General features: G+C 59.2%; 19 protein-coding genes. 13 read left to right on the top strand and 6 right to left on the bottom strand.

What is annotated here, in order from left to right:
• Positions 1-57: 57 nt before the first annotated feature.
• The 7 genes from VV869_RS10980 (at position 58) to VV869_RS10950 (ending at position 9,161) form a co-directional block, all read left to right on the top strand.
• Entirely contained in the window at positions 58-1,269 is a 1,212-nt protein-coding gene (locus tag VV869_RS10980) for an MFS transporter (RefSeq protein WP_337734979.1), read from the top strand.
• Between the two features lie 227 nt (positions 1,270-1,496).
• The gene (gene gmk, locus VV869_RS10975; RefSeq protein ID WP_337734978.1) at positions 1,497-2,123 is read left to right on the top strand and encodes a guanylate kinase; all 627 of its coding nucleotides are present in this window, start codon (positions 1,497-1,499) and stop codon (positions 2,121-2,123) included.
• A gap of 54 nt (positions 2,124-2,177) precedes the next feature.
• Complete coding sequence (rpoZ, locus tag VV869_RS10970) at positions 2,178-2,453, top strand: DNA-directed RNA polymerase subunit omega (protein WP_036821454.1); 276 nt, start codon at positions 2,178-2,180, stop codon at positions 2,451-2,453.
• A gap of 18 nt (positions 2,454-2,471) precedes the next feature.
• A complete protein-coding gene (spoT, locus tag VV869_RS10965; protein WP_337734977.1) occupies positions 2,472-4,574 on the top strand; it encodes a bifunctional GTP diphosphokinase/guanosine-3',5'-bis pyrophosphate 3'-pyrophosphohydrolase in 2,103 nt (700 codons plus the stop codon).
• Positions 4,575-4,663: 89 nt separating this feature from the next.
• Positions 4,664-5,380, top strand: a complete 717-nt coding sequence (gene trmH / locus VV869_RS10960) for a tRNA (guanosine(18)-2'-O)-methyltransferase TrmH (RefSeq protein ID WP_337734976.1) — start codon at positions 4,664-4,666, stop codon at positions 5,378-5,380.
• A gap of 15 nt (positions 5,381-5,395) precedes the next feature.
• The gene (recG, locus tag VV869_RS10955) at positions 5,396-7,477 is read left to right on the top strand and encodes an ATP-dependent DNA helicase RecG (protein ID WP_337734975.1); all 2,082 of its coding nucleotides are present in this window, start codon (positions 5,396-5,398) and stop codon (positions 7,475-7,477) included.
• A gap of 316 nt (positions 7,478-7,793) precedes the next feature.
• Positions 7,794-9,161 (top strand): uracil-xanthine permease family protein, encoded by a 1,368-nt coding sequence (locus tag VV869_RS10950; RefSeq protein WP_337734974.1) that lies wholly within the window; start codon positions 7,794-7,796, stop codon positions 9,159-9,161.
• Between the two features lie 101 nt (positions 9,162-9,262).
• On the opposite strand, the gene envZ is transcribed toward VV869_RS10950, so the two are convergent.
• Together envZ and ompR are read right to left on the bottom strand one after the other, a co-directional pair.
• Entirely contained in the window at positions 9,263-10,600 is a 1,338-nt protein-coding gene (gene envZ, locus VV869_RS10945) for a two-component system sensor histidine kinase EnvZ (protein ID WP_337734973.1), read from the bottom strand.
• Between the two features lie 14 nt (positions 10,601-10,614).
• Positions 10,615-11,334: an osmolarity response regulator transcription factor OmpR gene (gene ompR, locus VV869_RS10940; protein ID WP_337734972.1), complete on the bottom strand. Its 720-nt coding sequence runs from the start codon at positions 11,332-11,334 to the stop codon at positions 10,615-10,617.
• Between the two features lie 417 nt (positions 11,335-11,751).
• On the opposite strand from ompR, the gene VV869_RS10935 reads away from it, so the two are divergent.
• From VV869_RS10935 to VV869_RS10920, 4 genes are all read left to right on the top strand, one after another.
• Complete coding sequence (locus VV869_RS10935; protein WP_337734971.1) at positions 11,752-12,795, top strand: SGNH/GDSL hydrolase family protein; 1,044 nt, start codon at positions 11,752-11,754, stop codon at positions 12,793-12,795.
• On the top strand, positions 12,792-14,894 hold the full coding sequence (locus tag VV869_RS10930) for a methyl-accepting chemotaxis protein (RefSeq protein ID WP_337734970.1): 2,103 nt from the start codon (positions 12,792-12,794) through the stop codon (positions 14,892-14,894). The genes VV869_RS10935 and VV869_RS10930 overlap by 4 nt, the downstream gene beginning before the upstream one ends.
• Positions 14,895-15,098: 204 nt before the next feature.
• A complete protein-coding gene (greB, locus tag VV869_RS10925) occupies positions 15,099-15,569 on the top strand; it encodes a transcription elongation factor GreB (RefSeq protein ID WP_337734969.1) in 471 nt (156 codons plus the stop codon).
• Positions 15,570-15,787: 218 nt separating this feature from the next.
• Entirely contained in the window at positions 15,788-18,118 is a 2,331-nt protein-coding gene (locus tag VV869_RS10920; protein WP_337734968.1) for a Tex family protein, read from the top strand.
• Positions 18,119-18,231: 113 nt separating this feature from the next.
• On the opposite strand, the gene VV869_RS10915 is transcribed toward VV869_RS10920, so the two are convergent.
• From VV869_RS10915 to bioH, 3 genes are all read right to left on the bottom strand, one after another.
• Positions 18,232-18,693 (bottom strand): ATP-dependent Lon protease, encoded by a 462-nt coding sequence (locus VV869_RS10915; RefSeq protein WP_337734967.1) that lies wholly within the window; start codon positions 18,691-18,693, stop codon positions 18,232-18,234.
• A gap of 37 nt (positions 18,694-18,730) precedes the next feature.
• Entirely contained in the window at positions 18,731-19,063 is a 333-nt protein-coding gene (locus VV869_RS10910; RefSeq protein WP_337734966.1) for a hypothetical protein, read from the bottom strand.
• A gap of 174 nt (positions 19,064-19,237) precedes the next feature.
• Positions 19,238-20,008 carry a pimeloyl-ACP methyl ester esterase BioH gene (gene bioH, locus VV869_RS10905; protein WP_337734965.1) on the bottom strand — a complete coding sequence of 257 codons (771 nt, stop codon included), beginning with the start codon at positions 20,006-20,008 and terminating at the stop codon, positions 19,238-19,240.
• A 110-nt stretch (positions 20,009-20,118) separates the two neighbouring features.
• Here bioH and VV869_RS10900 point away from each other — a divergent pair, with 110 nt between their 5' ends.
• Complete coding sequence (locus VV869_RS10900) at positions 20,119-20,826, top strand: phosphoribosyltransferase family protein (RefSeq protein ID WP_337734964.1); 708 nt, start codon at positions 20,119-20,121, stop codon at positions 20,824-20,826.
• A gap of 160 nt (positions 20,827-20,986) precedes the next feature.
• Entirely contained in the window at positions 20,987-21,565 is a 579-nt protein-coding gene (nfuA, locus tag VV869_RS10895; RefSeq protein ID WP_443147310.1) for a Fe-S biogenesis protein NfuA, read from the top strand.
• Between the two features lie 129 nt (positions 21,566-21,694).
• Here nfuA and VV869_RS10890 read toward each other — a convergent pair whose 3' ends face one another.
• Entirely contained in the window at positions 21,695-22,048 is a 354-nt protein-coding gene (locus VV869_RS10890; RefSeq protein WP_443147309.1) for a 3D domain-containing protein, read from the bottom strand.
• Between the last annotated feature and the right edge of the window lie 55 nt (positions 22,049-22,103).

The following is a 22,103-nucleotide window of genomic DNA, read 5'->3' as shown; positions in this document are numbered from 1 at the left end:
CTTATTGCATAAGTGATACTGGTGCAAGTGACATCCACTTCATCACAAGGATTGCTTATGCACACCACCGCCAAACCGAGCATACCGGTTTCCGTTTATGTCCTGGCTCTGGGTATTTTCGCCATGATCAACTGCGAGCTGCAGGTACTCGGCATGATGCCGCAAATGGCCCGGGATCTGGACATCTCCATCTCCCAGGTCGGCTATCTGGTCTCAATTTATGCCGCCGCCATGGCGCTCGGCGGCCCGCTGCTGACGCTGGGGCTGGGAACCCAGTCGCCGAAGAGAATCCTCTACCTGCTGTTTGCGCTCTTTATTGTCGGCGAAATACTGGGGGCGCTGGCCCAGAACTATCCCCTGCTGATCGTCTCCCGACTGATCACCGGTGCCGTGTCCGGGGCCTTCTTCGGCACCGCGCTGGGCACCTGCCACCGTCTGGTCGCGCCCGAGCTGGGGATCCGCGCCGTCGCCATCGTGCTGGCTGGGATCATGGTCGGCACCATCCTGGGACTGCCGCTGGCGAGCCTGGTCGGCGAGTATTACGGCTGGCGCGCCAGCTTCTGGTTCGTGGTCGTCCTGACCGTTCTGGCAGCTGTGGGCACGGCCGCGCTGCTCCCCGCCTTACCCGCCGCTCCAAAAATCGGCCTGCGTCAGGAGCTGGCGGCGTTTGGCAGCCGACAGCTCTGGGCAGTCTTTGCCACCAGTTTCTGTGTCATCGGGACGACCTATGCCGCGTTCAGCTATTTCGTCCCGATCCTGACCCAGTTGGCCGGCTTTGCGCACCACAGCGTTACCTGGTTGCTGTTTACCTACGGGATCGCCATGCTGATCGGCAATCACATCGTCGCCCGGCTGGCCGGCCAGCGTAACCTGCGCATCCTCGCTTGCGGCCTGGTGTTACAGAGCCTGTTCCTGGCACTGCTGGCCCTGCAGGTCCATCAACCCTGGGCAGCCGTCATCGCCGTCCTCGGGCTCGGCCTGACCGGGATCAGCATGAATCCGGCGATGGTCAGCCGGGTGATGCAGGTCCCGAACGGCGAGCGGCCGCTGGTCAACACCGTGCACGCCTCGGTGATCACCCTCGGGATCATGTTCGGCAGCTATGCCAGCGGACAGGTGCTGGAATGGGGCTATAGCCTCCACGCACCGATGTGGGTCGGGATCGCCATCGCCACGCTCGGCTTGCTGACCCTGCTGCTTGACCGCTCAAACGCGGCCACAGCTGCCGCCACGGTTCAGAACGAACCAACCGACACCGCACCAGCGTAACGCAAGCCTACCTGTCGCACGATCCCACCTGTCGCGGGACACTCACCTCTCTCACCGGGCTGTCACGCCGCAGCCCGGCTACCTCCCCCTTTTTTGCCAAAAGCCATCTAGGATTAATAAGAAGCGCGTCAGATCAGAAAAAGATGATTTTTCAGGCAGGCAGAGAATTTCAATTCCCGGCGGATCATGGTAATCTGCGCGCCCTTCTAACACTGAGTGGATGAACAATGAGCAAAGGTACACTTTACATCGTGTCGGCCCCAAGTGGCGCGGGCAAATCCAGTTTGATTAACGCCCTTCTTGAGACTAACCCGACCTATGATATGAAGGTATCCGTCTCCCACACCACACGCGGCATGCGTCCCGGCGAAGAGCATGGTGTTCATTACAATTTCGTCAGTGTCGAAGAATTTACTGATCTGGTCGAGCAGGGCGCCTTTCTGGAGCATGCTGAAGTGTTCGGCAACTATTACGGCACATCCCGTCCGTGGATTGAGCAGCAACTGAACAAAGGCATTGATGTGTTCCTGGATATCGACTGGCAGGGTGCGCGTCAAATCCGCAAGCAGATGCCGCAAGCCAAGAGCCTGTTTATTCTGCCGCCTTCCAAAGAAGAGCTGGAACGTCGCCTCAATGCCCGGGGTCAGGATAGCGATGCCGTGATTGAGCGCCGGATGCAGGAAGCCCGCTCAGAGATCTCTCACTACGATGAGTACGACTATGTGATCGTCAACGATGATTTCGATGTCGCGCTGATGGACTTCAAGGCCATTATCCGTGCTGAGCGATTGAAGCAGGACAAACAAGCTGCTAAATATAACAGCATGATCACTGCCCTACTGGCGCAGCAGTAACTATTTTTGTACAATTTTCCATCTTTTATTTGTAGATAACCACTGGAGTCCTCCATGGCACGCGTAACCGTTCAAGACGCTGTTGATAAAATTGGCAATCGTTTCGATCTGATCCAAATTGCTTCACGCCGCGCTCGTCAGATGCAAACTGGCGGTAAGGATCCACTGGTTCCGGAAGAAAACGACAAGTACACCGTGATCGCCCTGCGCGAGATCGAAGAAGGTCTGATCACCAAAGACATCCTGGATGCCCGCGAGCGTCAGGAACTTCAAGAGCAAGAAGCGGCAGAGCTAGCAGCTGTGAGCGCAATTGCAGGCGACCACCGTTAATTCAGGGAACCGGGCGAATTGTATCTCTTTGATAGCCTGAAAGAAGTCGTCATCGAGTACCTGCCTGAGCCACAGATTGAAGCGCTCAGGCAGGCGTACCTCGTTGCGCGCGACGCCCACGAAGGGCAAACCCGCTCCAGCGGTGAACCTTACATCATCCATCCGATTGCCGTAGCCCGGATCCTGGCGGAAATGCGCCTGGATTACGAAACACTGATGTCTGCGCTGCTGCATGACGTGATCGAAGACACCGAAGTCACCAAAGACGATCTCGACAGCCGCTTCGGCTCAACCGTCGCAGATCTGGTCGATGGCGTCTCCAAGCTGGACAAACTTAAATTCCGCGACCGCAAAGAAGCGCAGGCGGAAAACTTCCGCAAGATGATCATGGCCATGGCCCATGATATCCGCGTGATCCTGATCAAGCTGGCCGACCGTACGCACAATATGCGCACCCTGGGTGCCCTGCGTCCGGACAAACGCCGCCGGATTGCCCGCGAAACCCTCGAAATCTTTGCACCGCTGGCCCACCGTCTGGGGATCCACAATATCAAGACCGAGCTCGAAGAGCTGGGTTTCGAAGCCCTTTACCCCAACCGCTACCGGGTGCTGAAAGAAGTCGTCGCCTCTGCGCGCGGCAACCGCAAAGAAATGATTAACAAGATCCACGCCGAAATTGAGGGCCGCCTCAAAGACGCGGGGATCGATGCCAAGGTGCTGGGACGCGAGAAGAACCTGTACTCCATCTATAACAAGATGAAGAGCAAGGAGCAGCGTTTTCATTCCATTATGGATATCTACGCCTTCCGGGTACTGGTCAAAGATCTCGATACCAGCTACCGAGTGCTGGGTCAGGTTCACAACCTGTACAAGCCGCGCCCGAGCCGGATGAAAGACTACATTGCGATCCCGAAAGCCAACGGCTATCAGTCGCTGCACACCTCGCTGGTCGGCCCGCACGGGGTGCCGGTAGAAGTGCAGATCCGGACTGAAGATATGGACCAAATGGCGGACAAAGGGGTCGCTGCGCACTGGACTTACAAGGACGGCGAAAGCTCCGGCACCACCGCCCAGGTCAAGGCCCAGCGCTGGATGCAGAGCCTGCTGGAACTGCAACAGAGCGCCGGTAGCTCGTTTGAATTTATCGAGAACGTCAAATCTGACCTGTTCCCGGATGAAATTTACGTCTTCACCCCGAAAGGCCGGATTGTTGAACTGCCGGTGGGTGCGACCGCCGTCGACTTTGCCTACGCGGTGCATACCGATGTCGGCAACGCCTGTGTCGGTGCCCGGGTCGAGCGTCAGCCTTATCCGCTGAGCAAGCCGCTGAAAAACGGCCAGACTGTCGATATTATCTGTGCGCCGGGTGCCCGCCCGAACGCCGCCTGGCTCAACTATGTGGTCACCTCCCGCGCCCGGACCAAGATCCGTCAGGTGCTGAAGACCATGCGCCGGGCCGAGTCGATCACCCTGGGTCGCCGCCTGCTCAACCACGCGCTGGGCGAGCTGAGCATCGATCAGATCAACCCGGACCTTCTGGCACAAACCCTGAGCGATCTGCGCCTGAAGTCCATTGACGACCTGCTGGCCGCAATCGGTCTCGGTGAACGGATGAGTGTGGTCATCGCCCGTCGCCTGCTCGGCAACAGCGAGGAAGGCCACGCCAAGGAAACCACGCACAGCATGCCGATCCGAGGTGCTGACGGCATCCTGCTGACCTTTGCCAACTGCTGTCACCCGATCCACGGTGACCCGATCATGGCCCATGTCAGCCCGGGCAAAGGTCTGGTGATCCACCGGGAAGAGTGTGCCAACATCCGCGGTTACCAGAAAGAGCCGGACAAATACATGCCGGTCGAGTGGAGCGAAGACTTCGAGCAGGAGTTTGTCACCAACCTCAAGGTGGACATGCAAAACCACCAGGGCGCGCTGGCCGATCTGACCAACACCATTGCCGCGACCGGCTCCAACATCCAGGGCCTGTCGACGGAAGAGAAAGATGGTCGCCTGTACACCATCACGGTGCGCCTGACGACCAAGGGACGGATCCACCTGGCCAATATCATGCGCCGGATCCGGGTGATGCCGAACGTCGTTCGGGTTTCACGCCAGAAAAACTAAGGCTGACCGCACGAGTGCGCTCTGATCTGCCTGTAGACGAACGCCCGTTATCGGGCGTTTTCTTTATTCAAAAAAGACGATAGAACAGTATGTCACCCGAACGTTTTCAACGGATCCAGTCGGTGCTGGCCACCCGCCAGCCAGATTTGACCGTCTGCATGGAAGAAGTGCACAAACCCAATAACGTGTCCGCGATCATCCGTACTGCCGATGCGGTCGGCGTCCACAAAGTTCATGCGGTGTGGCCGAAAGCAGACATGCGCGTGCTGAGCCATACCTCTGCCGGTGCCCGCAACTGGGTCGAGCTGGACACCCATGATTCCATGGTCGACGCCGTCGCCGTCCTCAAAGCCCAGGGCATGCAGGTGGTCGCCACCAACCTGTCAGATCGCGCGATTGATTTTCGTGAGGTGGATTACACCCAACCGACCGCGATTATCCTCGGCGGCGAGAAAAACGGGATCACCGCTGAAGCGCTGTCACTGGCCGATCAGGATATCATCATTCCGATGGTCGGTATGGTACAGTCTCTCAATGTCTCGGTGGCCAGCGCCCTGATCCTCTATGAAGCCCAGCGCCAGCGTCAGGCCGCCGGGATGTACGATCGCACTACCACGCCGTTACCGGACGATGTGGTCCACCGGATCCTATTTGAACGCGGCCATCCGGTGCTGGCCAAAGTAGCCCAGCGCAAGGGGCTGCCGTATCCGCCACTGGACGAGCATGGCCAGATCGTCGCAGACGAGCAGTGGTGGCAGACTATGCAGGCCATTGAGCCCAAGAAACGTAAACCAAAGCGCAACTAATCAGCGGAAAAAGCGATGAGCGGACAACTCCTTGACAGCGTCGCCCTGACCGAACTCTCCGGCGTCGGGGCCAAGATGGCCGAAAAACTGGAAAAAATCGGCCTGCACACCGTGCAGGACCTGCTGTTTCACCTGCCGCTCCGCTATGAAGACCGCACCCGGATCTGGCCCATTGCCGGGGCCCTGCCCGGCCAGCACCTCACCATCCAGGGCGAGGTGATCAGCAACAACATCAGCTTCGGCAAACGCCGGATGCTGACGGTCAAAATCAGCGATCAGACCGGCAGCGCCACCCTGCGTTTTTTCAACTTCAACGCGGCGATGAAAAACAGCCTGGGCGAAGGCAAGCAGGTCAAAGCCTATGGCGAGATCAAGCGCGGCCAGCACGGGCTGGAGATCATCCACCCCGACTACAAAGTGTTTTCCGAGCCGACCGAACTCAGCGTCGAGGAAACCTTGACCCCGGTCTACCCGACCACCGACGGCCTGCGCCAGCTCACCCTGCGCAACCTGACCGATCAGGCGCTGGCGCTGCTCGACAAGGCCGCGGTCAGCGAACTGCTGCCCGAAGGTCTCTACGATCGTCAGATGACCCTGGCCGAAGCGCTGCACCTGATGCACCGACCCACCCCGGATGTCTCCCTCGATCAACTCGAAGAAGGCAAACACCCGGCCCAGCAACGGCTGATCTTAGAAGAGCTGCTGGCGCAGAACCTGTCAATGCTGGCAGTGCGCAGCAAGGGCCAGCAACATCTGGCTCGGGCGCTGCCGCCCAGCCCTCGCCTGAAACAGCAGCTGCTCGACAGCCTGCCGTTCAGCCCGACCGGCGCCCAGCAGCGGGTCGTTGCCGATATCGAAACCGACCTCGCCCGGCCCCATCCGATGATGCGTCTGGTACAGGGGGACGTCGGCTCGGGGAAAACCCTGGTCGCAGCCCTGGCTGCCATTCGCGCCATTGAACACGGCTACCAGGTTGCGCTGATGGCCCCGACCGAACTGCTGGCCGAGCAGCATGCGCTGAACTTTGCCAACTGGCTTAACCCACTCGGCATCGAGGTCGGCTGGCTGGCGGGCAAGCTCAAGGGCAAGGCCCGCGAAACCGAACTGGCCCGGATTGAAAGCGGCGAAGCCAAAATGGTGGTCGGCACCCATGCCCTGTTCCAGGAGCAGGTGGTGTTTCAGAACCTGGCGCTGGTGATCATCGATGAGCAGCACCGCTTCGGCGTCCATCAGCGGCTGGAGCTGCGCGAGAAAGGCGCCCACAACGGCCACTATCCGCACCAGCTGATCATGACCGCCACCCCGATCCCGCGCACCCTGGCAATGACCGCCTATGCCGATCTCGAAACCTCGGTGATCGACGAGCTGCCGCCGGGTCGCACGCCCATCCAGACCGTGGCGGTGCCCGACAGCCGCCGGGCGGATATCGTCGAGCGGATCCGCGCCGCCTGCCTCAATGAAGGCCGTCAGGCATATTGGGTCTGTACCCTGATTGATGAATCCGAAGTGCTGGAAGCCCAGGCGGCCTCAGATACCGCCGACGAGCTGACCGCCCAGTTGCCGGAGCTCAACATCGGCCTGGTCCACGGCCGGATGAAAGCCGCCGACAAACAGGCGGTGATGAAACGCTTCAAGGACGGCGAGCTGCACCTGCTGGTCGCCACCACCGTGATTGAGGTCGGGGTCGATGTCCCCAACGCCAGCCTGATGATCATCGAGAACCCCGAGCGGCTCGGTCTGGCCCAGCTCCACCAGCTGCGCGGCCGGGTCGGCCGGGGCAGCGTCGCCAGCCATTGTGTGCTGCTCTACCATGCCCCGCTGTCCAAAACCGCTCAGAAACGCCTGGGCGTGCTGCGCGAGAGCAGCGACGGGTTTGTGATTGCCCAGCGCGATCTGGAAATCCGCGGTCCCGGTGAATTGCTGGGCACCAAGCAGACCGGCCTCGCCGACTTCAAAGTGGCCGATCTGGTTCGCGACCAGCATCTGATCCCACAGGTGCAGAAGCTGGCCCGCTATATTCACGACCGCTACCCGGACAATGCCAAAGCCATCATTACCCGCTGGCTCGGCCGTCGCGAGAACTACTCCAACGCCTGAGCCGTTCCCAGCACCAGCGCTGTCCCCAAAGCCCACATATGCGGCCGGAAAGTGCACTTTCCGGCCCCAGCACCGCCACCACAGCCACTCCCGAACCGCCCTGGATGGACGATAAAAAAGTCTGCCCAACCCGGCGCAAACGTTTGCTATTTTCTGTCAGATCACTACAATAGCGCACAAAATTTCACCCACACGCACTTCTCCCGTGAACCGGCGGATCTGACTAACAGCAATCACAGAATTATTCGCCCTTTACAGGCTTTGCCCATCCAGCGCAGCGCCGGGGATTTAGAAGTCCATCAAGGAAACCATGGCTATGACACGCCAACACGACGACATCGTAACACCGCAGAAATCTGATCTGATCTATCGCCTCGAAGACCGGCCGCCACTGCCGCAAACCCTGTTTGCCGCCACCCAGCACCTCCTGGCGATGTTTGTCGCGGTGATCACCCCGTCGCTGATCATCTGCCAAGCCCTTGGCCTGCCGGCCAGTGACACCAACACCATTGTCAGCATGTCGCTGTTCGCCTCGGGCATTGCCTCGTTCATTCAGATCCGCACCATCGGGCCGGTCGGCTCCGGATTGCTGTCGATCCAGGGCACCAGTTTCAACTTCCTCGGTCCGATCATCGGTGCCGGGCTGGCGATGAAAGCCGGCGGCGCAGATATTCCGACCATGATGGCGGCCATTTTCGGCACCATCCTGGCCGCCTCGCTGACCGAAGTGTTGATCTCCCGGGTGCTGCAACATGCCCAGCGCGTGATCACCCCGCTGATCTCGGGTATCGTCGTCACCCTGATCGGCCTGACCCTGATCCAAATCGGCCTCACCTCCATGGGCGGCGGCTACGCGGCAATTGAAAACGGCAGCTTCGGCAGCCTGGATAACCTGATGCTGGCCGGGACTGTGCTAGGCCTGATTGTTCTGCTGAACCGGGTGAAGAACCCGTACTTGCGCGTCTCTTCGATTGTGATTGCCATGGCCGCCGGCACTCTGCTGGCGTGGGGTACCGGGATGCTCGATACCGCCCGCGTCGCCGACACCGACCTGATCGCCGTGCCGCTACCGATGCAGTACGGCCTCGGCTTTGACTGGTCGCTGCTGATCCCGCTGGTGATTGTCTTTGCCATCACCTCGCTGGAAGCCATCGGGGACATTACCGCGACGTCCGAAACCTCCGAGCAGCCGGTTGCCGGTCCGGTGTATATGAAGCGGATCAAGGGCGGCGTACTGGCCGACGGCGTCAACTCAGCGCTGGCCGCCGTGCTGAACAGCTTCCCGAACTCCACCTTCAGCCAGAACAACGGCATTATCCAGCTGACCGGAGTTGCCAGCCGTTACATCGGCTATTTTGTGGCCGGGATGCTGGTGCTGCTTGGCCTGCTGCCAAGCGTGGCCAATTTAGTCCAGTTGATCCCCGAGCCGGTGCTGGGCGGCGCAACCATTGTGATGTTCGGGACGATTGCGGCTTCCGGGGTCCGGATTATCTCGCGCTGCAACCTCGACCGCCGGGCCATCCTGATCATGGCGCTGTCGTTTTCCATGGGTCTGGGCATTGCCCAGAAACCGGAAATCCTCCAGTTCATGCCGGAGTGGATCCAGAGCATCCTGTCTTCCGGCATGGCTGCCGGGGGGATCACCGCAATTGTGCTGAACCTGGTGCTGCCGGAAGAGAAGTAATTCGCCTCGCGGCCCGATAAAAAAAAAGCGCCGGCATCACTGCCGGCGCTTTTTAGTTTTGATCCGATTTATTTTGACCCGGCGCGCGACGCGCCCGAACCTTAATGTTTTTTACCGTTCTGCATCGGCAAGCCGATCTGCACTTTCAACCCGCCGCCGCTGCGGTTGGTTACCAGAATACTGCCGCCATGCTGATCGATGATCCGCTTCACAATAGCCAGCCCCAAACCGGTCCCTTCCGCATCACTGCCGCGGGCACTGTCGCCCCGGGTCAGCGGCTGGAACATCTTCGCCACCTGATCCGGCGCAATCCCCGGCCCGTCATCTTCGACACAGAACCAGGCGATCTGGCGATCGGCCGTCACCCCGCTGGATACCTTGACCCAGCCATGACCGTAGCGCAGCGCGTTGACCACCAGGTTGGCCACCGAGCGCTTGATCGCCACCGGATTGCCTTGCACCACCCCGGGGATCGGGCTCAGCGCCAACACAATTTCCTGCTCATAACCGCCTTCGGCTTCTGCCACTTCCTGCAGCAAACCATTCAGATCCAGCGGTTCCAGCGCCTGTTGCTTGGTCGATTTGAGGTATTCCATGAACTGGCTGATGATCTCGTTACACTCCTCGGTGTCCTTAATCATGCTCTCCGCCAGATAACTGTCTTCCGGCGACATCATCTCGGTCGCCAGCCGGATCCGGGTCAGCGGAGTGCGCAAATCGTGGCTGACCCCGGCCAACAGCAAAGCCCGGTCATCTTCCAGTTGCTGGATCCCTTCCGCCATCTTGTTGAAGGCCCGGGTCACCGCCCGGATCTCTGACGCGCCCCGCTCCGGCAAATGCGGTGGGGTGTCGCCCTGAGCCACCTGCAACGCCGCCTTCTCCAGCGCCACCAGCGGCCGGTTCTGGATCTTGATAAACAGCCAGCCCCCGGCAATCACCATCAGCGCGATGATCAGGCTGTAGTGGAACAGCGGCGAAAAATCCTCTTCCTGCAATTCCGACAGCGGGATCCGCATCAGATAACCCGGCATCGCATCACACTTCATCCACAGCACATAGCTGTCGGCCCCCAGCACCAGGCGGACCTCGGTCGGCGCGTCCAGCTCCCGGCTCATCTCCTCACTGAGATAATCAATCCGGGTCGCCTCGCGGAACTCCGCCAGCGACTCGCTGTCCTCGCTATGCAGCGTCACGCCCAGTTGTTCCAGCAACTGGCGCCGTAACGGCGTGTCGAGGTGGAACGTATGGCCATCGGCCAGCTCCACATCTTCCTTGAGCATCAGCCGGACCTCATAAGCCAAGATCCGGTTAAACTGCTTCAGGCTGGGCAGCAGGGCATAATTGAGCACTGCCAGGTACGAAAAAATCTGGCTGGCAATCAACAGGCCAGCCAGCAGGATCAGGGTGCGGGCAAATGTACTGCGCGGGGACATCCGCATGGTTGCGTCCTTCTTTACGCCTCAATCCCGTCCGGCACAAACACATAGCCCAGGCCCCAGACGGTCTGGATGTAGCGCGGACGGCTCGGGTCTTCTTCAATCATCCGGCGCAAGCGCGAGATCTGCACGTCAATTGAGCGCTCCATGGCCGAATACTCACGGCCACGGGCCATATTCATCAGCTTATCGCGGGACATCGGCTCGCGGGCATTGGTCACCAGGGCCTTGAGCACCGCAAACTCGCCTGAGGTCAGCGGCATGGCTTCCTCGCCGCGGAACATCTCGCGGGTGCCGAGGTTAAGGCGGAACTCGCCAAACTCGATGATCTTGCTGTCGACGCTCGGGGCGCCCGGTGCTTCAATGGTCTGACGACGCAGCACCGCCCGGATCCGGGCCAGCAGCTCACGCGGGTTAAACGGCTTCGGCAGGTAGTCGTCGGCACCGACTTCCAGACCGACAATCCGATCGACCTCATCGCCCTTGGCGGTCAGCATCAGGATCGGCAGCATGTTGTTGGCATTGCGCAGCCGGCGGCAAATCGACAAACCGTCTTCGCCCGGCAGCATCAGGTCCAACACCATCAGGTGAAAATTCTCCCGGGACAACAAACGGTCCATTTGCTCGCCATTGGCAACACTACGCACCTGGAACCCCTGCTCCGACAGGTAACGCTCCAGCAACGCCCGCAGGCGCATGTCATCATCAACAACCAGAATCTTGAAATTTTCCTGCATATCTCATCTCACCTGCATCGACAATCGTATCGAAATTTATTCATATCTTACTCGACAACAGTACCCAGACACGCAACCGTGCTGCTAAATCATACGCCAAATTGTTACAGAGTATGTCGTGTGTTTACCTTCCCGACGAGAAGAAGCGCATTCCCGCGAAATTCCGCCGCCACTGGCTGCGTCCGCCCCCCCAATGGTTCAAGGCGGACTCACCCGCCGAAAGGTTCATCTTTCCAGACTGATGAATTTGATAATAGGAAACCTTTCTATATAATTCAGCAAAATAAATCACTTGCACTGAGTGCGCTTGAATATATCTATCGCGCACAACAACTGTTTTGATGTGCTCAGGTGAAATCACACCAGCCCGACACAACAACAACGCTTCCGCCACTCCGTCACACAGATAAGTACCGTATGAACAAATTAACATTACCTGCACTGCTTGCACTGTTTCCGCTGAGCCTTCACGCCGCAGATTTTAAGACCATCACCAACTTCGGGGACAGCCTGTCCGATATGGGCAACAAACACCTGATCACCGTGGACATGAATCAGGCGACCGCCGGCAATATCGGTATTCGCGCCCAGGCACCCAACGTCAACGGCCGCTTCAGCAATGGTCCGGTCTGGACCGAATATCTGGCCACAATGCTCGAAATGCCAGCCCCGACACGTGCCCACGGCCAGATTAAGAGCACCGTCGTCTTAACCAGCCCGGATGGGCAGCAAGTCAGCTACCCCTACCAGGATCAGGCCCTGGCCGGCACCAACTGGGCTGTCGGCGGCGCCATGTCCGGATTGGGCCGCTTTATCGACATTGATGCCGCCAACGGCTTCTCGGCCAATGCAGGGCTGGATGTCCTGACCAACAGCGGCCTGCAGATTCAGCAACGCATCCACCACAAAGGCCCGTTCAGCGGCGATGAGCTCGTGAGCTATATGAGCGGGACCAACAACTTATGGTTTACCCTGTTCGGCGATCTCGGCCAGAGCGGAGACCAGGCGGCGGCCTTGGCGCTCAAAGATATCGCATCGCTCATTGATGCCGGCGCAACACAAATCCTGGCGGCGAATATTCCAAACTTTATCGATGCACCTTGGTTTGACGGCCAGCAGGACAAAACTACCCGCTTTATCAGTGAGCACAATCTCGCGCTGAAAGCCGGACTGGAACAGCTGGCCGCAAGCCACCCTGAGGTCGAAATCTTCCACTTCGACGCGTTTGCGACCTTTGACAAGGTGATCAACGCAGTCAAACAAAACGGCCGGTACCATGATGCCGAGCTGGCGATCACCATCACGGATGTCACCAGTGAAGCCTACAGCTACGCCACCGGCAAGGTGATTGCCCAGCCGAACCACAACCTGTACTGGGACGGCCTGCACCCGACGACCGCCATGCATCAGATCCTCGCGAAAGATGCCGCCAACCTCGTCAAAGCCGGAATCGCATTATGATGTCACTCAAATCCATCCGTCACCAAATCATTATTGGTGCGGCCAGCTGCCTGTTCTTCTCGCTGGTCGCGGTCCTGCTGGTCGGGCAGAAATACTCGACCCAGCTGGAAGGCATGGTGCACAACAAAACCTACGCGTTTGCCGACAGTACGCTGACCGAGCTCCTGGAAGAAACCAGCAAGTTTCACTCCGAGCAGATCCAGAACCAGCTCTCGGTGGCCATGAACTCGGCCGAAGCCTTGGCCAGTGTCGTGTCGGGCATGGCAAGCACGACGGACACACCAGACAGGCTGAGCCGCGAAGCGCTCTCACTGATGGTCCGGGATCTGCTGGCCGGGAACCAGAAATTCCTCGGCGCCTATATCGCGTTCGAGCCCAATGCCTGGGACGGCAAAGATGCAATGTATGAGTCCATTGACGGCAAAGGCCAGTTCAACGTCTACTGGACCCGCAGCAGCGATAACCAGCTCAAGCCTTCATCGGTGGACTCCGATCGTTTCTATCTCCATGACCGGACCAAAACCGGCACCCGGGTCAGTGAATGGTATCTGTGCCCGCTGGAAACCGGACGCAGCTGCCTGATCGACCCGTGGGCCTATGATGTCCAGGGTCAGCAAGTGCTCATGGCCAACCTGGTCACGCCGATCAAGGTCAACGGCCGGACCATCGGCATGCTCGGGATTGACCTGTCGGTAAACTTTATCAACGAGCTGGCCCTCAAGCTGCAGCGCGAAAAATTCGGCCCGAACTCCCACATCAGCATTATCACCTATCGCGGCGTTGTCGCCGGGGATACCAACCCGGTTTCACCGCTCGGCGAGGTGTTGACCGACTGGAGCCAGCGTCAAGCCCAGTTCCAGGCCGGCAAGCAGATCTGGAACTCAACCGAAGACTTCTCCAGCCTGATAACGCCGATTCGGGTCGGGAATACGGACACGCCATGGATGCTGTGGATCTCGGTTCCTAAAGCCGAGCTGCTTGAAGACATCCATGCCCTGGAGCGCGATCTGAAGACCTCGTTCGGGGAATTTCTGAACAGCCAGCTGATCGCCGGTGTGGTGATCTCTCTCTTTGCCCTGGCGGTGCTGTATATCATGGCCAAACGGATATCCACCCCGATCCAGCAGGTCGTCGATATCGTCCGCCAGCTCGGTCAAGCCGGTGGCGATCTGACCTACCGGCTGGACGTCAGCCGAAAAGACGAAACCGGCGCCCTCATGCATGGATTAAACATCCTGATGGCGTCGCTTCAGGGCATGATCCGGGATATTGCCGGCTCGGTCGACAACCTGAAAATGGCCGCCAACCGCTCGGCCGGGATCGCCGAAACTTCGCACCAGGGCGTCCAGCAGCAGCGCCAGGAGTTGGAGCAGGTCGCGACCGCCATCAATGAGATGGCCTGTACTGCCAGCGAGGTCGCCAACAATGTGGCCAACACGGCCAGCTCGGTGGAGGAAGCCAACCAGGCGATCACCCGCTGTAGCGATGTCGTCAATGACAGCGCCAGCATGATCAGCCGGCTCGGCGAGGAAATGGAACGCTCGACGGAGACTATTGTGGAGCTGGAAACCCAGAGCCACCAGATCAGCAGCATTCTCGAGGTGATCCGCAGTATTTCCGACCAGACCAACCTGCTGGCCCTGAACGCCGCCATTGAAGCCGCCCGGGCGGGCGAGCATGGCCGCGGGTTTGCAGTCGTCGCCGATGAGGTGCGCCAGCTGGCCTCCAAGACCCAAAACTCGACGCAAGAAATCCAGCAGATGATTGACCGCTTCCAGAGCCAGATCCAGCGGACGGTTGAAGCGATTTCCAACGGCCAGACCTATAGCCGCAGCAGCATCGACAGCAGCAAAACGGCCGTCATGGAGCTTGAGGCGTTGATGGCAACCACCGCCGCCATGCAGGAGATGATCTGCCAGATCGCCACTGCAGCGGAGGAGCAGCATCAGGTGACGGAAGATATCAACCGCAACATCAGTGCGATCACCGAGATCACCGTCAAGGCCGCCCAGAGTGCCGAAACCTCCAGCCAGGAGGCACAAGGGATGCTGACGCAAACCAGCGACGTGGAAGAGAAGCTCAACAAATTCAAGTTTTAACGCTTCTCGGTTCATAGCTTGATCCGACCCAGGCCACAGGGGCTACTGTCCCCGTGGCCTTTTTCATGATTTCCACCTCACTGTGCCGCTTGCCTGCCACCCCCAATTTCCTGCTGAACCGTCGCCCTGCAAGCACGGAGATTGACCTGCGAGTCAAAGCGTTAGAAGATTTATGCAGCCAACAACCAGATTCGGATCCACACCATGAAAACCAACTTAATCACGCGTGAGGGATACACCAAGCTCAGAGAGGAGCTCGATTTCCTGTGGAAAGAAGAGCGCCCGGAAGTCACCAAAAAAGTCACCTGGGCCGCCAGCCTCGGCGATCGCAGTGAAAATGCGGATTATCAGTACAATAAAAAGCGACTGCGCGAAATTGACCGCCGGGTCCGCTACCTGCGCAAGCGCCTGGAGCTGGTCCAGGTCGTCGACTACTCGCCGCAGCAGGACGGCAAAGTCTTCTTCGGTGCCTGGGTTGAAATTGAAAACGAAGACGGCGAGGTGAAAACCTTCCGCATTGTCGGCCCGGACGAGATCTACGGCCGCAACGACTACATTTCTATCGACTCACCGATGGCCCGGGCCCTGCTGAAAAAAGAAGTCGATGACGAGTTTGAGGTCAACACCCCGGCCGGTAAAAAAGAGTGGTTCGTCAACAGCATTCGCTACCGCTAACGCCGTCTCCATTCATCCCTGCCAGCCCGGCCATTCCGTACTATCTCTGCGCCGCCACCTGCCGCCGGGTTGCGCAGGGCGTTTTGCGTGTCACGCGGGAAAAAGCAGGGCAATCACGGCATCGGGGTCACACTGACAGACACCTGACGGTTCTCAACTTGCCTCCGCCCCATTCACCCGTAGAATGGAGGCACAAACGACAACAAGAGAAATAACGGATGAGCAACCCGATCAACCAGACGATTGCCCATGAACTGGCGGTACGCCCAGAGCAAGTCACGGCCGCCGTGACCCTGCTCGATGACGGCAATACAGTCCCCTTTATTGCCCGTTACCGTAAGGAAGTCACCGGCGGGCTGGATGATACCCAGCTGCGCAACCTGGAGTCCCGCCTCGGTTACCTGCGGGAAATGGAAGATCGCCGCCAGGTGATTTTGAAATCCATCAGTGATCAGAACAAGCTGACCCCGGCGCTGGAAGCCGAAATCCAGGCCGCGGACAGCAAAACCCGGCTCGAAGATCTGTACCTGCCGTACAAACCCAAGCGCCGCACCAAAGGCCAGATTGCTATCGAAGCCGGCTTAGCGCCGCTGGCCGACAGCCTGTGGACTGATCCGAGCCAGTCACCGGAAGCCGCGGCAGAAGCGTTTGTTGCTGCCGACAAAGGCGTGGCGGATACCAAAGCTGCCCTCGACGGTGCCCGCGCTATCCTGATGGAGCGTTTTGCCGAAGATGCCGCGCTGCTGGATAAAATCCGCCGCCACCTGCAACAGCAGGCCGAGCTGAGCGCCGCCGTCGTCGACGGCAAAGAACAAGAGGGTGCCAAGTTCAAAGACTACTTTGAGTACAGCGAAACCCTGAAAAACATCCCGTCGCACCGCGCCCTGGCGCTGTTCCGCGGCCGCAACGAGGGCGTGCTGCAACTGACCCTCAACGCCGATCCGAATCAGGAAGCGGGCACCCGCGGCTCCTACTGCGAAGTGATGATCGCCGATCATTACGGCATTACCCTCGGCACCCAACCGGCCGACAGCTGGCGCAAACAGGTGATCAGCTGGGCCTGGCGGATCAAAATTCTGATGCACATGGAAACCGAGCTGCTGAGCGCCCTGCGCGAAAAAGCCGAAGACGGTGCCATGCAGGTGTTTGCCGACAACCTGAAAGACTTGCTGATGGCCGCACCGGCGGGTCCGCGTGTCACCCTGGCGCTGGACCCGGGTCTGCGCACCGGCTGTAAAGTGGCTGTGGTCGATCAAACCGGTAAGCTGCTCGATACCGCGACCATTTATCCGCACCAGCCGCAGCGTCAGGTGGCCCAATCGGCCGCGACGGTACTGGCGCTGATCGCCAAGCACAACGTCGATCTGATCGCCATCGGCAACGGCACTGCGTCACGGGAAACCGATAGCTTTGTCGCCACGCTGCTGAAAGAGAACAATCTGAAAGTCCAGAGCGTGATGGTGAGCGAGGCGGGCGCCTCGGTGTACTCCGCGTCTGAACTGGCTGCCAATGAGTTCCCGAACCTGGATGTGTCGCTGCGGGGCGCGGTATCCATCGGCCGCCGCCTGCAGGATCCGCTGGCCGAGCTGGTGAAAATCGATCCGAAATCCATCGGGGTGGGCCAGTACCAGCACGATGTCAGCCAGAGCATGCTAGCCAAGCGGCTCGATGCCGTGGTCGAAGACTGTGTGAACGCCGTCGGCGTGGATGTGAATACCGCCTCGGCGGCGCTGCTGACCCGCGTCGCCGGTCTGAACGGTACCATCGCCCAGAACATCGTGAACTACCGGGATGAGAACGGCCGCTTTGATGCCCGCACCACACTGAAGAAGGTGGCGCGTCTGGGGCCGAAAGCCTTTGAACAGTGTGCCGGTTTCCTGCGCATCATGAACGGCAAGAACCCGCTCGACAGCTCCGCGGTGCACCCGGAGTCTTACGCCGTGGTGAAAAACATCGCCGCAGCAAACAACAAGGCGTTGGATGCCATTATCGGCAACAGTGACTTCCTCAAGAGCCTGAAACCGGCCGAATACACCGATGCGCAATTCGGCCTGCCGACCGTCACCGATATCATTCGCGAGCTGGACAAGCCGGGCCGCGACCCGCGTCCGGAGTTCAAGACCGCGACCTTTGCCGAGGGCGTGCATGAGGTCAAAGATCTGATCCCGGGCATGGTGCTGGAAGGCGTGATCACCAACGTGACCAACTTTGGTGCCTTTGTCGATGTCGGGGTTCATCAGGATGGTCTGGTGCATATCTCGGCGCTGTCCGACAAGTTTGTCTCGGATCCACGCGAGGTGGTGAAGGCCGGTGACATCGTTAAGGTTAAGGTGATGGAAGTGGATCTGCAGCGCAAGCGGATCGGCATGTCGATGCGCCTCAGCGATGAGCCGGGCCAGGACAAACCAGCCCGCAAGCCGCAACCGCAAGGCCAGGCCCGCCCGACCGGCTCTCGCAACTCAGGCCCTCGCAACACGGGCAAAGCGGACAACAACAGCGCGATGGGCGGTGCCTTTGCCGCGGCATTTGCCAACGCCAAGAAGAAGTAACCCGCGCCAACCACCGATATCGTCGGTGGTGAGCGATCCAAACGACAAGAGCCGGCATCATGCCGGCTCTTTTTTGGTCTCGGTTTGTCGTGCCAGTCGTGACCGGGGATGCGCTAGAGGATCACCAGATACTCCGTCGGCGGGTTCGGCACTGTCGCCTGAGCATAGCGGTGAGCCACCACCCCTTTGATCCGCTCCACTTCGCTGATTTTCTCCAGCTCTTCCAGCAGATTACGCGGCAGCTGAATGTGCATCGAATACCCCAGCTCACCCACATCCCGCAAATAGGTGTCGGCAGACAAGGCTTTGACCAGCTGCTCCAGATCATCCTGGTAGCCATACTGCTGCTCACGCACCGCCGCCTCGTGATAATCCGGATGCTCACTGGGATCCCAGGCCGGTTTTTTCAGCTGCTTCTCATCACTGCTGAGCGGTTTCTCCCGGGCCGACTCCGGGGTCTGGGTCGGAGGGACGATTTTTTCACGAACGCGGTTATCCCGCGCAGCCTGCTCGGTTGGCGGGTTCACGGAAGGCGCGATGGTCGGCACGCCGGCTTGTGTGGGGGAAACGATCATGCTGATGTACTTCTCCGGACATCAGCTGATGGGGGCATCAAATCACTGCCAGCAGTACCATCGCGACGGTCCCCAGTGCCGACAATCCCTTCCCGGCGCTGTAGTAGTCGTCATCGTATTGCTTAACCGCTTCTGGGTGATCCAATCCTAGCGCCCCATAGGCAAACGACTCGGCTTTCTTCGTCGTTTGGGCCATGTCACCAGCCTCTGTATTCTTATTGTTTGCCTCTTCTACCCGGGCTTCTGCAAGCTGAAGTCGCTTCGCCTCGCTCGACAGCGAGACCGTATCGGTGCCACGGCCCGCACGGCTGCCCTGCTCACCCGAAGGTGCCGCAGACATCGCCCGCTTCTCCGACGATGTCTGCGACATCACCGGCGTGTATCCTGTTGTCTTTGTAACTATTCCTATTGTCATTATGGCCCCTCTCCGAAACAGAGCAACTCCATTTGATCAATATCGGCACCTGACAGCAAAAATTGAATAAAAAAGCACCGACACCCACAACTGATGACACATGACACATGACGAGCAAACGCGCCCGGCTTACCCTTCCCCGACGAACGCCTTTACCGCCCGGACAAACTCTTCCGGATGCGAAATAAACGGCGCATGTGAAGCTGCGGCAAAAACCTGCCGCTCCGACTGCGGTGCCAGGCCATCGAGCACACTGGCAACCTTCACCGGCACCAAGCCGTCAAGGCGGCCATACAGGCGCAACCATGGCTGGGTGATTTGCCCCAGTTGATCGCGCAGATCCACCTCGGCCAGCACGTCCAACCCGGCGGCCAGCGCTTGCGGGCAGGGCTGCGGACGGGAAAATACGGCCTGTTTCAGTTGCTTGATGTCCTGGCGCGCGGTCGCACTGCCCATCGCCTGCAGGGCCATGAAACGCTCCACGGTTAACTGGAAATCCTCGCTCAGCTGGCGCTGAAAATCACGCAGCACCTTGGGTTGGATCCCCCGCCATGTGTCTTCGGCTGCAAACCGTGGTGAGCTGGCGACCGTCACTAACTGACGAACCCGTGCCGGGGCCAGCAAGGCCGCTTGTTTGGCGACCAGTCCCCCGAGCGACCAGCCTAACCAGGTTGCAGACGCTGGTGAATTTTCAAGCAACAGGTGTGCCATTTCTTCAAGACTCCGGGCACCCAGGTCCCGGCTGTGGCCATAACCCGGCAAATCCACCCGGTGAACCCGAAAGTGCGGCGTCAGCAGCGGCATCAGTGCCTGCCAGACGGCCCCGTTCATTCCCCATCCATGAATGAGAACCAGATCCGAACCCTGACCTTCCATTTCCCAATGCAGCTTGGCTGTCATTTACACTTCCTCTATCAACCGCGACTTCCGGCTATCATACCAAACTGGCCCCCATTCGGATCGTATGGGGTGGTCGAATCTGTTGCGTAACCCCGCACCGGAGACTCTGAATGTTTGTTTCGCATGTCCTTGGCCAATGGATGGCCCGGACCCAACGTCAATGCCAGCTGTGCCAGTTACCGCTGGACCGGAATGAGCCCTTGTGGTGCGAGCACTGCCTGGCCCGTTTTCCCCGGCTCCCCTATTGCCGCCGCTGCGGCGCTACCACGCCCGCGCCGACCAGCGCCTGCGGCCGCTGCCTCAGCGATCCGCCGCCCTGGCAGCAGTGCTATCGCCTCGGTGAATACCGTTTTCCGCTCAGCCAGCTGATCCACCAGCTCAAATTCGGCGGCAAATTCTGGCTTGCTGAGCCCCTCGGGCAACAGCTGGCAAGCGAAATCACCGCCCCGGCCCCCGTGCTGATCCCGGTGCCGCTGCACCGCCACCGTCGGCTGCATCGCAGCTTCAACCAAAGCACCTTGCTGGCGCAGGCTATCGCCCGGACGCTGGGCAGCACCTGTGACAGCGATGCACTCCGACGGGTTCGGTATACCCCGCCCCAGCACCATCTCAGCCGACGCGAGCGCCAGCAGAATCTGCGCCAGGCTTTTATACTCAAGACAAGGGATCTCCCCGACCATGTCGCCCTGGTCGATGATGTGATCACCACCGGTAGCACGCTCACCGAACTAACCCGGCTGCTGCTGGCGCAGGGATGCCGCCAGGTGGACATTTATTGCCTCTGTTATACGCCAGTACACGGCCGGACATCCCGTTAAATCCGGGTGCTGCGCAAGGCCGGGGTTAAACCGGGGGTAATTGCAGCACGGAGAAATTGTGATGCAAGCATCGCCGAAACGATTAGGGGATGATACCGAGGCTATCTCGGAGTAGAATAGAATTAAACTTACTAACTCAGTCAGGTATTACGTCGTGTCTATGATTACTATTTCTGAAAGTGCGGAGCAGCACTTCGGCAAACTGCTCGCCCAACAGGCGGAAGGGACCAATATCCGTGTATTCGTGGTCAATCCGGGGACGCAAAACGCAGAGTGCGGCGTATCCTACTGCCCACCAGAAGCGGTGGAAGCCAGTGATACCGAAATTAAGTTTGGTCTGTTTTCTGCGTTCATCGATGAGCTCAGCCTGCCGTTTCTGGAAGATGCTGAAATCGACTTCGTGACGGACAAAATGGGCTCTCAGCTGACCCTGAAAGCGCCGAATGCCAAAGTACGTAAAGTCTCGGACGATGCCCCGCTGATGGAGCGTGTGGATTACGCGATCCAAACCCAGGTGAACCCGCAACTGGCCGGCCACGGCGGTCATGTGTCTCTGGCCGAGATCACCGAAGACGGCGTGGCGATCCTGCAATTCGGCGGCGGTTGTAACGGCTGTTCAATGGTCGATGTGACGCTGAAAGAAGGGATCGAGAAAGAGCTGCTGGCGCAGTTTGAAGGCGAGCTGACCGGTGTCCGTGACGTCACCGAGCACGCCCGTGGCGAGCACTCTTACTACTAAGAGCAGCACTTCTAAGTACAACCCGTTTGATGAAACGGCTCAGGCGTCATCAGCCTCTGGCTGACGACGCCCCACCCAAGTATGAATAAGCGAGAGCCGCGCTCTCGCTCTATTCACGCTCAGCCGAAATCAGGCCCCAAGCACCGTGATCGTCACCTTGCGGCGGCCCCACTTTTTCGCCGCGCGGATATCTTTGCCCATATAGATATCGATCTTGCGCGACCAGCGCTTGTTCATCTTATCCATCACCACATATTCTCCCGGCAGGCCGGAAATCTTGATCCGGGTCCCGTGCCCGATCCCGAGGCGCAGCAGATCACGAGACACCGCAATCACTTTCATCCCGGGCTTGAGGCGGTCACCCCAGGCGGCAAGGGTGGGATTTGAATTCGTTTGTGCCCGGACCGAGTTATACGCAGTCGCGGTGACCTGCAACTTTTTCCCGACTAAACTGGCCTGAGCCATCCCGCTGCCCAACATCATGATCGTCAACAACAGACCAAGAACTACTTTCCTCATGCGCTACCATTACCTGCTC

It is taken from the genome of Photobacterium sp. MCCC 1A19761, assembly GCF_037389125.1.
In the GTDB taxonomy this organism is placed as follows: Bacteria; Pseudomonadota; Gammaproteobacteria; order Enterobacterales; family Vibrionaceae; genus Photobacterium.
The sequence above is the reverse complement of the archived record's forward strand: the minus strand, read 5'-3'. Positions and strand labels throughout refer to the sequence as shown.

Coding starts and splice junctions, on each gene's coding strand:
- VV869_RS10980 (WP_337734979.1), top strand. CDS start 58: ATGCACACCACCGCCAAACCGAGCATACCGGTTTCCGTTTATGTCCTG.
- gmk (WP_337734978.1), top strand. CDS start 1,497: ATGAGCAAAGGTACACTTTACATCGTGTCGGCCCCAAGTGGCGCGGGC.
- rpoZ (WP_036821454.1), top strand. CDS start 2,178: ATGGCACGCGTAACCGTTCAAGACGCTGTTGATAAAATTGGCAATCGT.
- trmH (WP_337734976.1), top strand. CDS start 4,664: ATGTCACCCGAACGTTTTCAACGGATCCAGTCGGTGCTGGCCACCCGC.
- recG (WP_337734975.1), top strand. CDS start 5,396: ATGAGCGGACAACTCCTTGACAGCGTCGCCCTGACCGAACTCTCCGGC.
- VV869_RS10950 (WP_337734974.1), top strand. CDS start 7,794: ATGACACGCCAACACGACGACATCGTAACACCGCAGAAATCTGATCTG.
- envZ (WP_337734973.1), bottom strand. CDS start 10,600: ATGCGGATGTCCCCGCGCAGTACATTTGCCCGCACCCTGATCCTGCTG.
- ompR (WP_337734972.1), bottom strand. CDS start 11,334: ATGCAGGAAAATTTCAAGATTCTGGTTGTTGATGATGACATGCGCCTG.
- VV869_RS10935 (WP_337734971.1), top strand. CDS start 11,752: ATGAACAAATTAACATTACCTGCACTGCTTGCACTGTTTCCGCTGAGC.
- VV869_RS10930 (WP_337734970.1), top strand. CDS start 12,792: ATGATGTCACTCAAATCCATCCGTCACCAAATCATTATTGGTGCGGCC.
- greB (WP_337734969.1), top strand. CDS start 15,099: ATGAAAACCAACTTAATCACGCGTGAGGGATACACCAAGCTCAGAGAG.
- VV869_RS10920 (WP_337734968.1), top strand. CDS start 15,788: ATGAGCAACCCGATCAACCAGACGATTGCCCATGAACTGGCGGTACGC.
- VV869_RS10915 (WP_337734967.1), bottom strand. CDS start 18,693: ATGATCGTTTCCCCCACACAAGCCGGCGTGCCGACCATCGCGCCTTCC.
- VV869_RS10910 (WP_337734966.1), bottom strand. CDS start 19,063: ATGTCGCAGACATCGTCGGAGAAGCGGGCGATGTCTGCGGCACCTTCG.
- bioH (WP_337734965.1), bottom strand. CDS start 20,008: ATGACAGCCAAGCTGCATTGGGAAATGGAAGGTCAGGGTTCGGATCTG.
- VV869_RS10900 (WP_337734964.1), top strand. CDS start 20,119: ATGTTTGTTTCGCATGTCCTTGGCCAATGGATGGCCCGGACCCAACGT.
- nfuA (WP_443147310.1), top strand. CDS start 20,987: ATGATTACTATTTCTGAAAGTGCGGAGCAGCACTTCGGCAAACTGCTC.
- VV869_RS10890 (WP_443147309.1), bottom strand. CDS start 22,048: ATGATGTTGGGCAGCGGGATGGCTCAGGCCAGTTTAGTCGGGAAAAAG.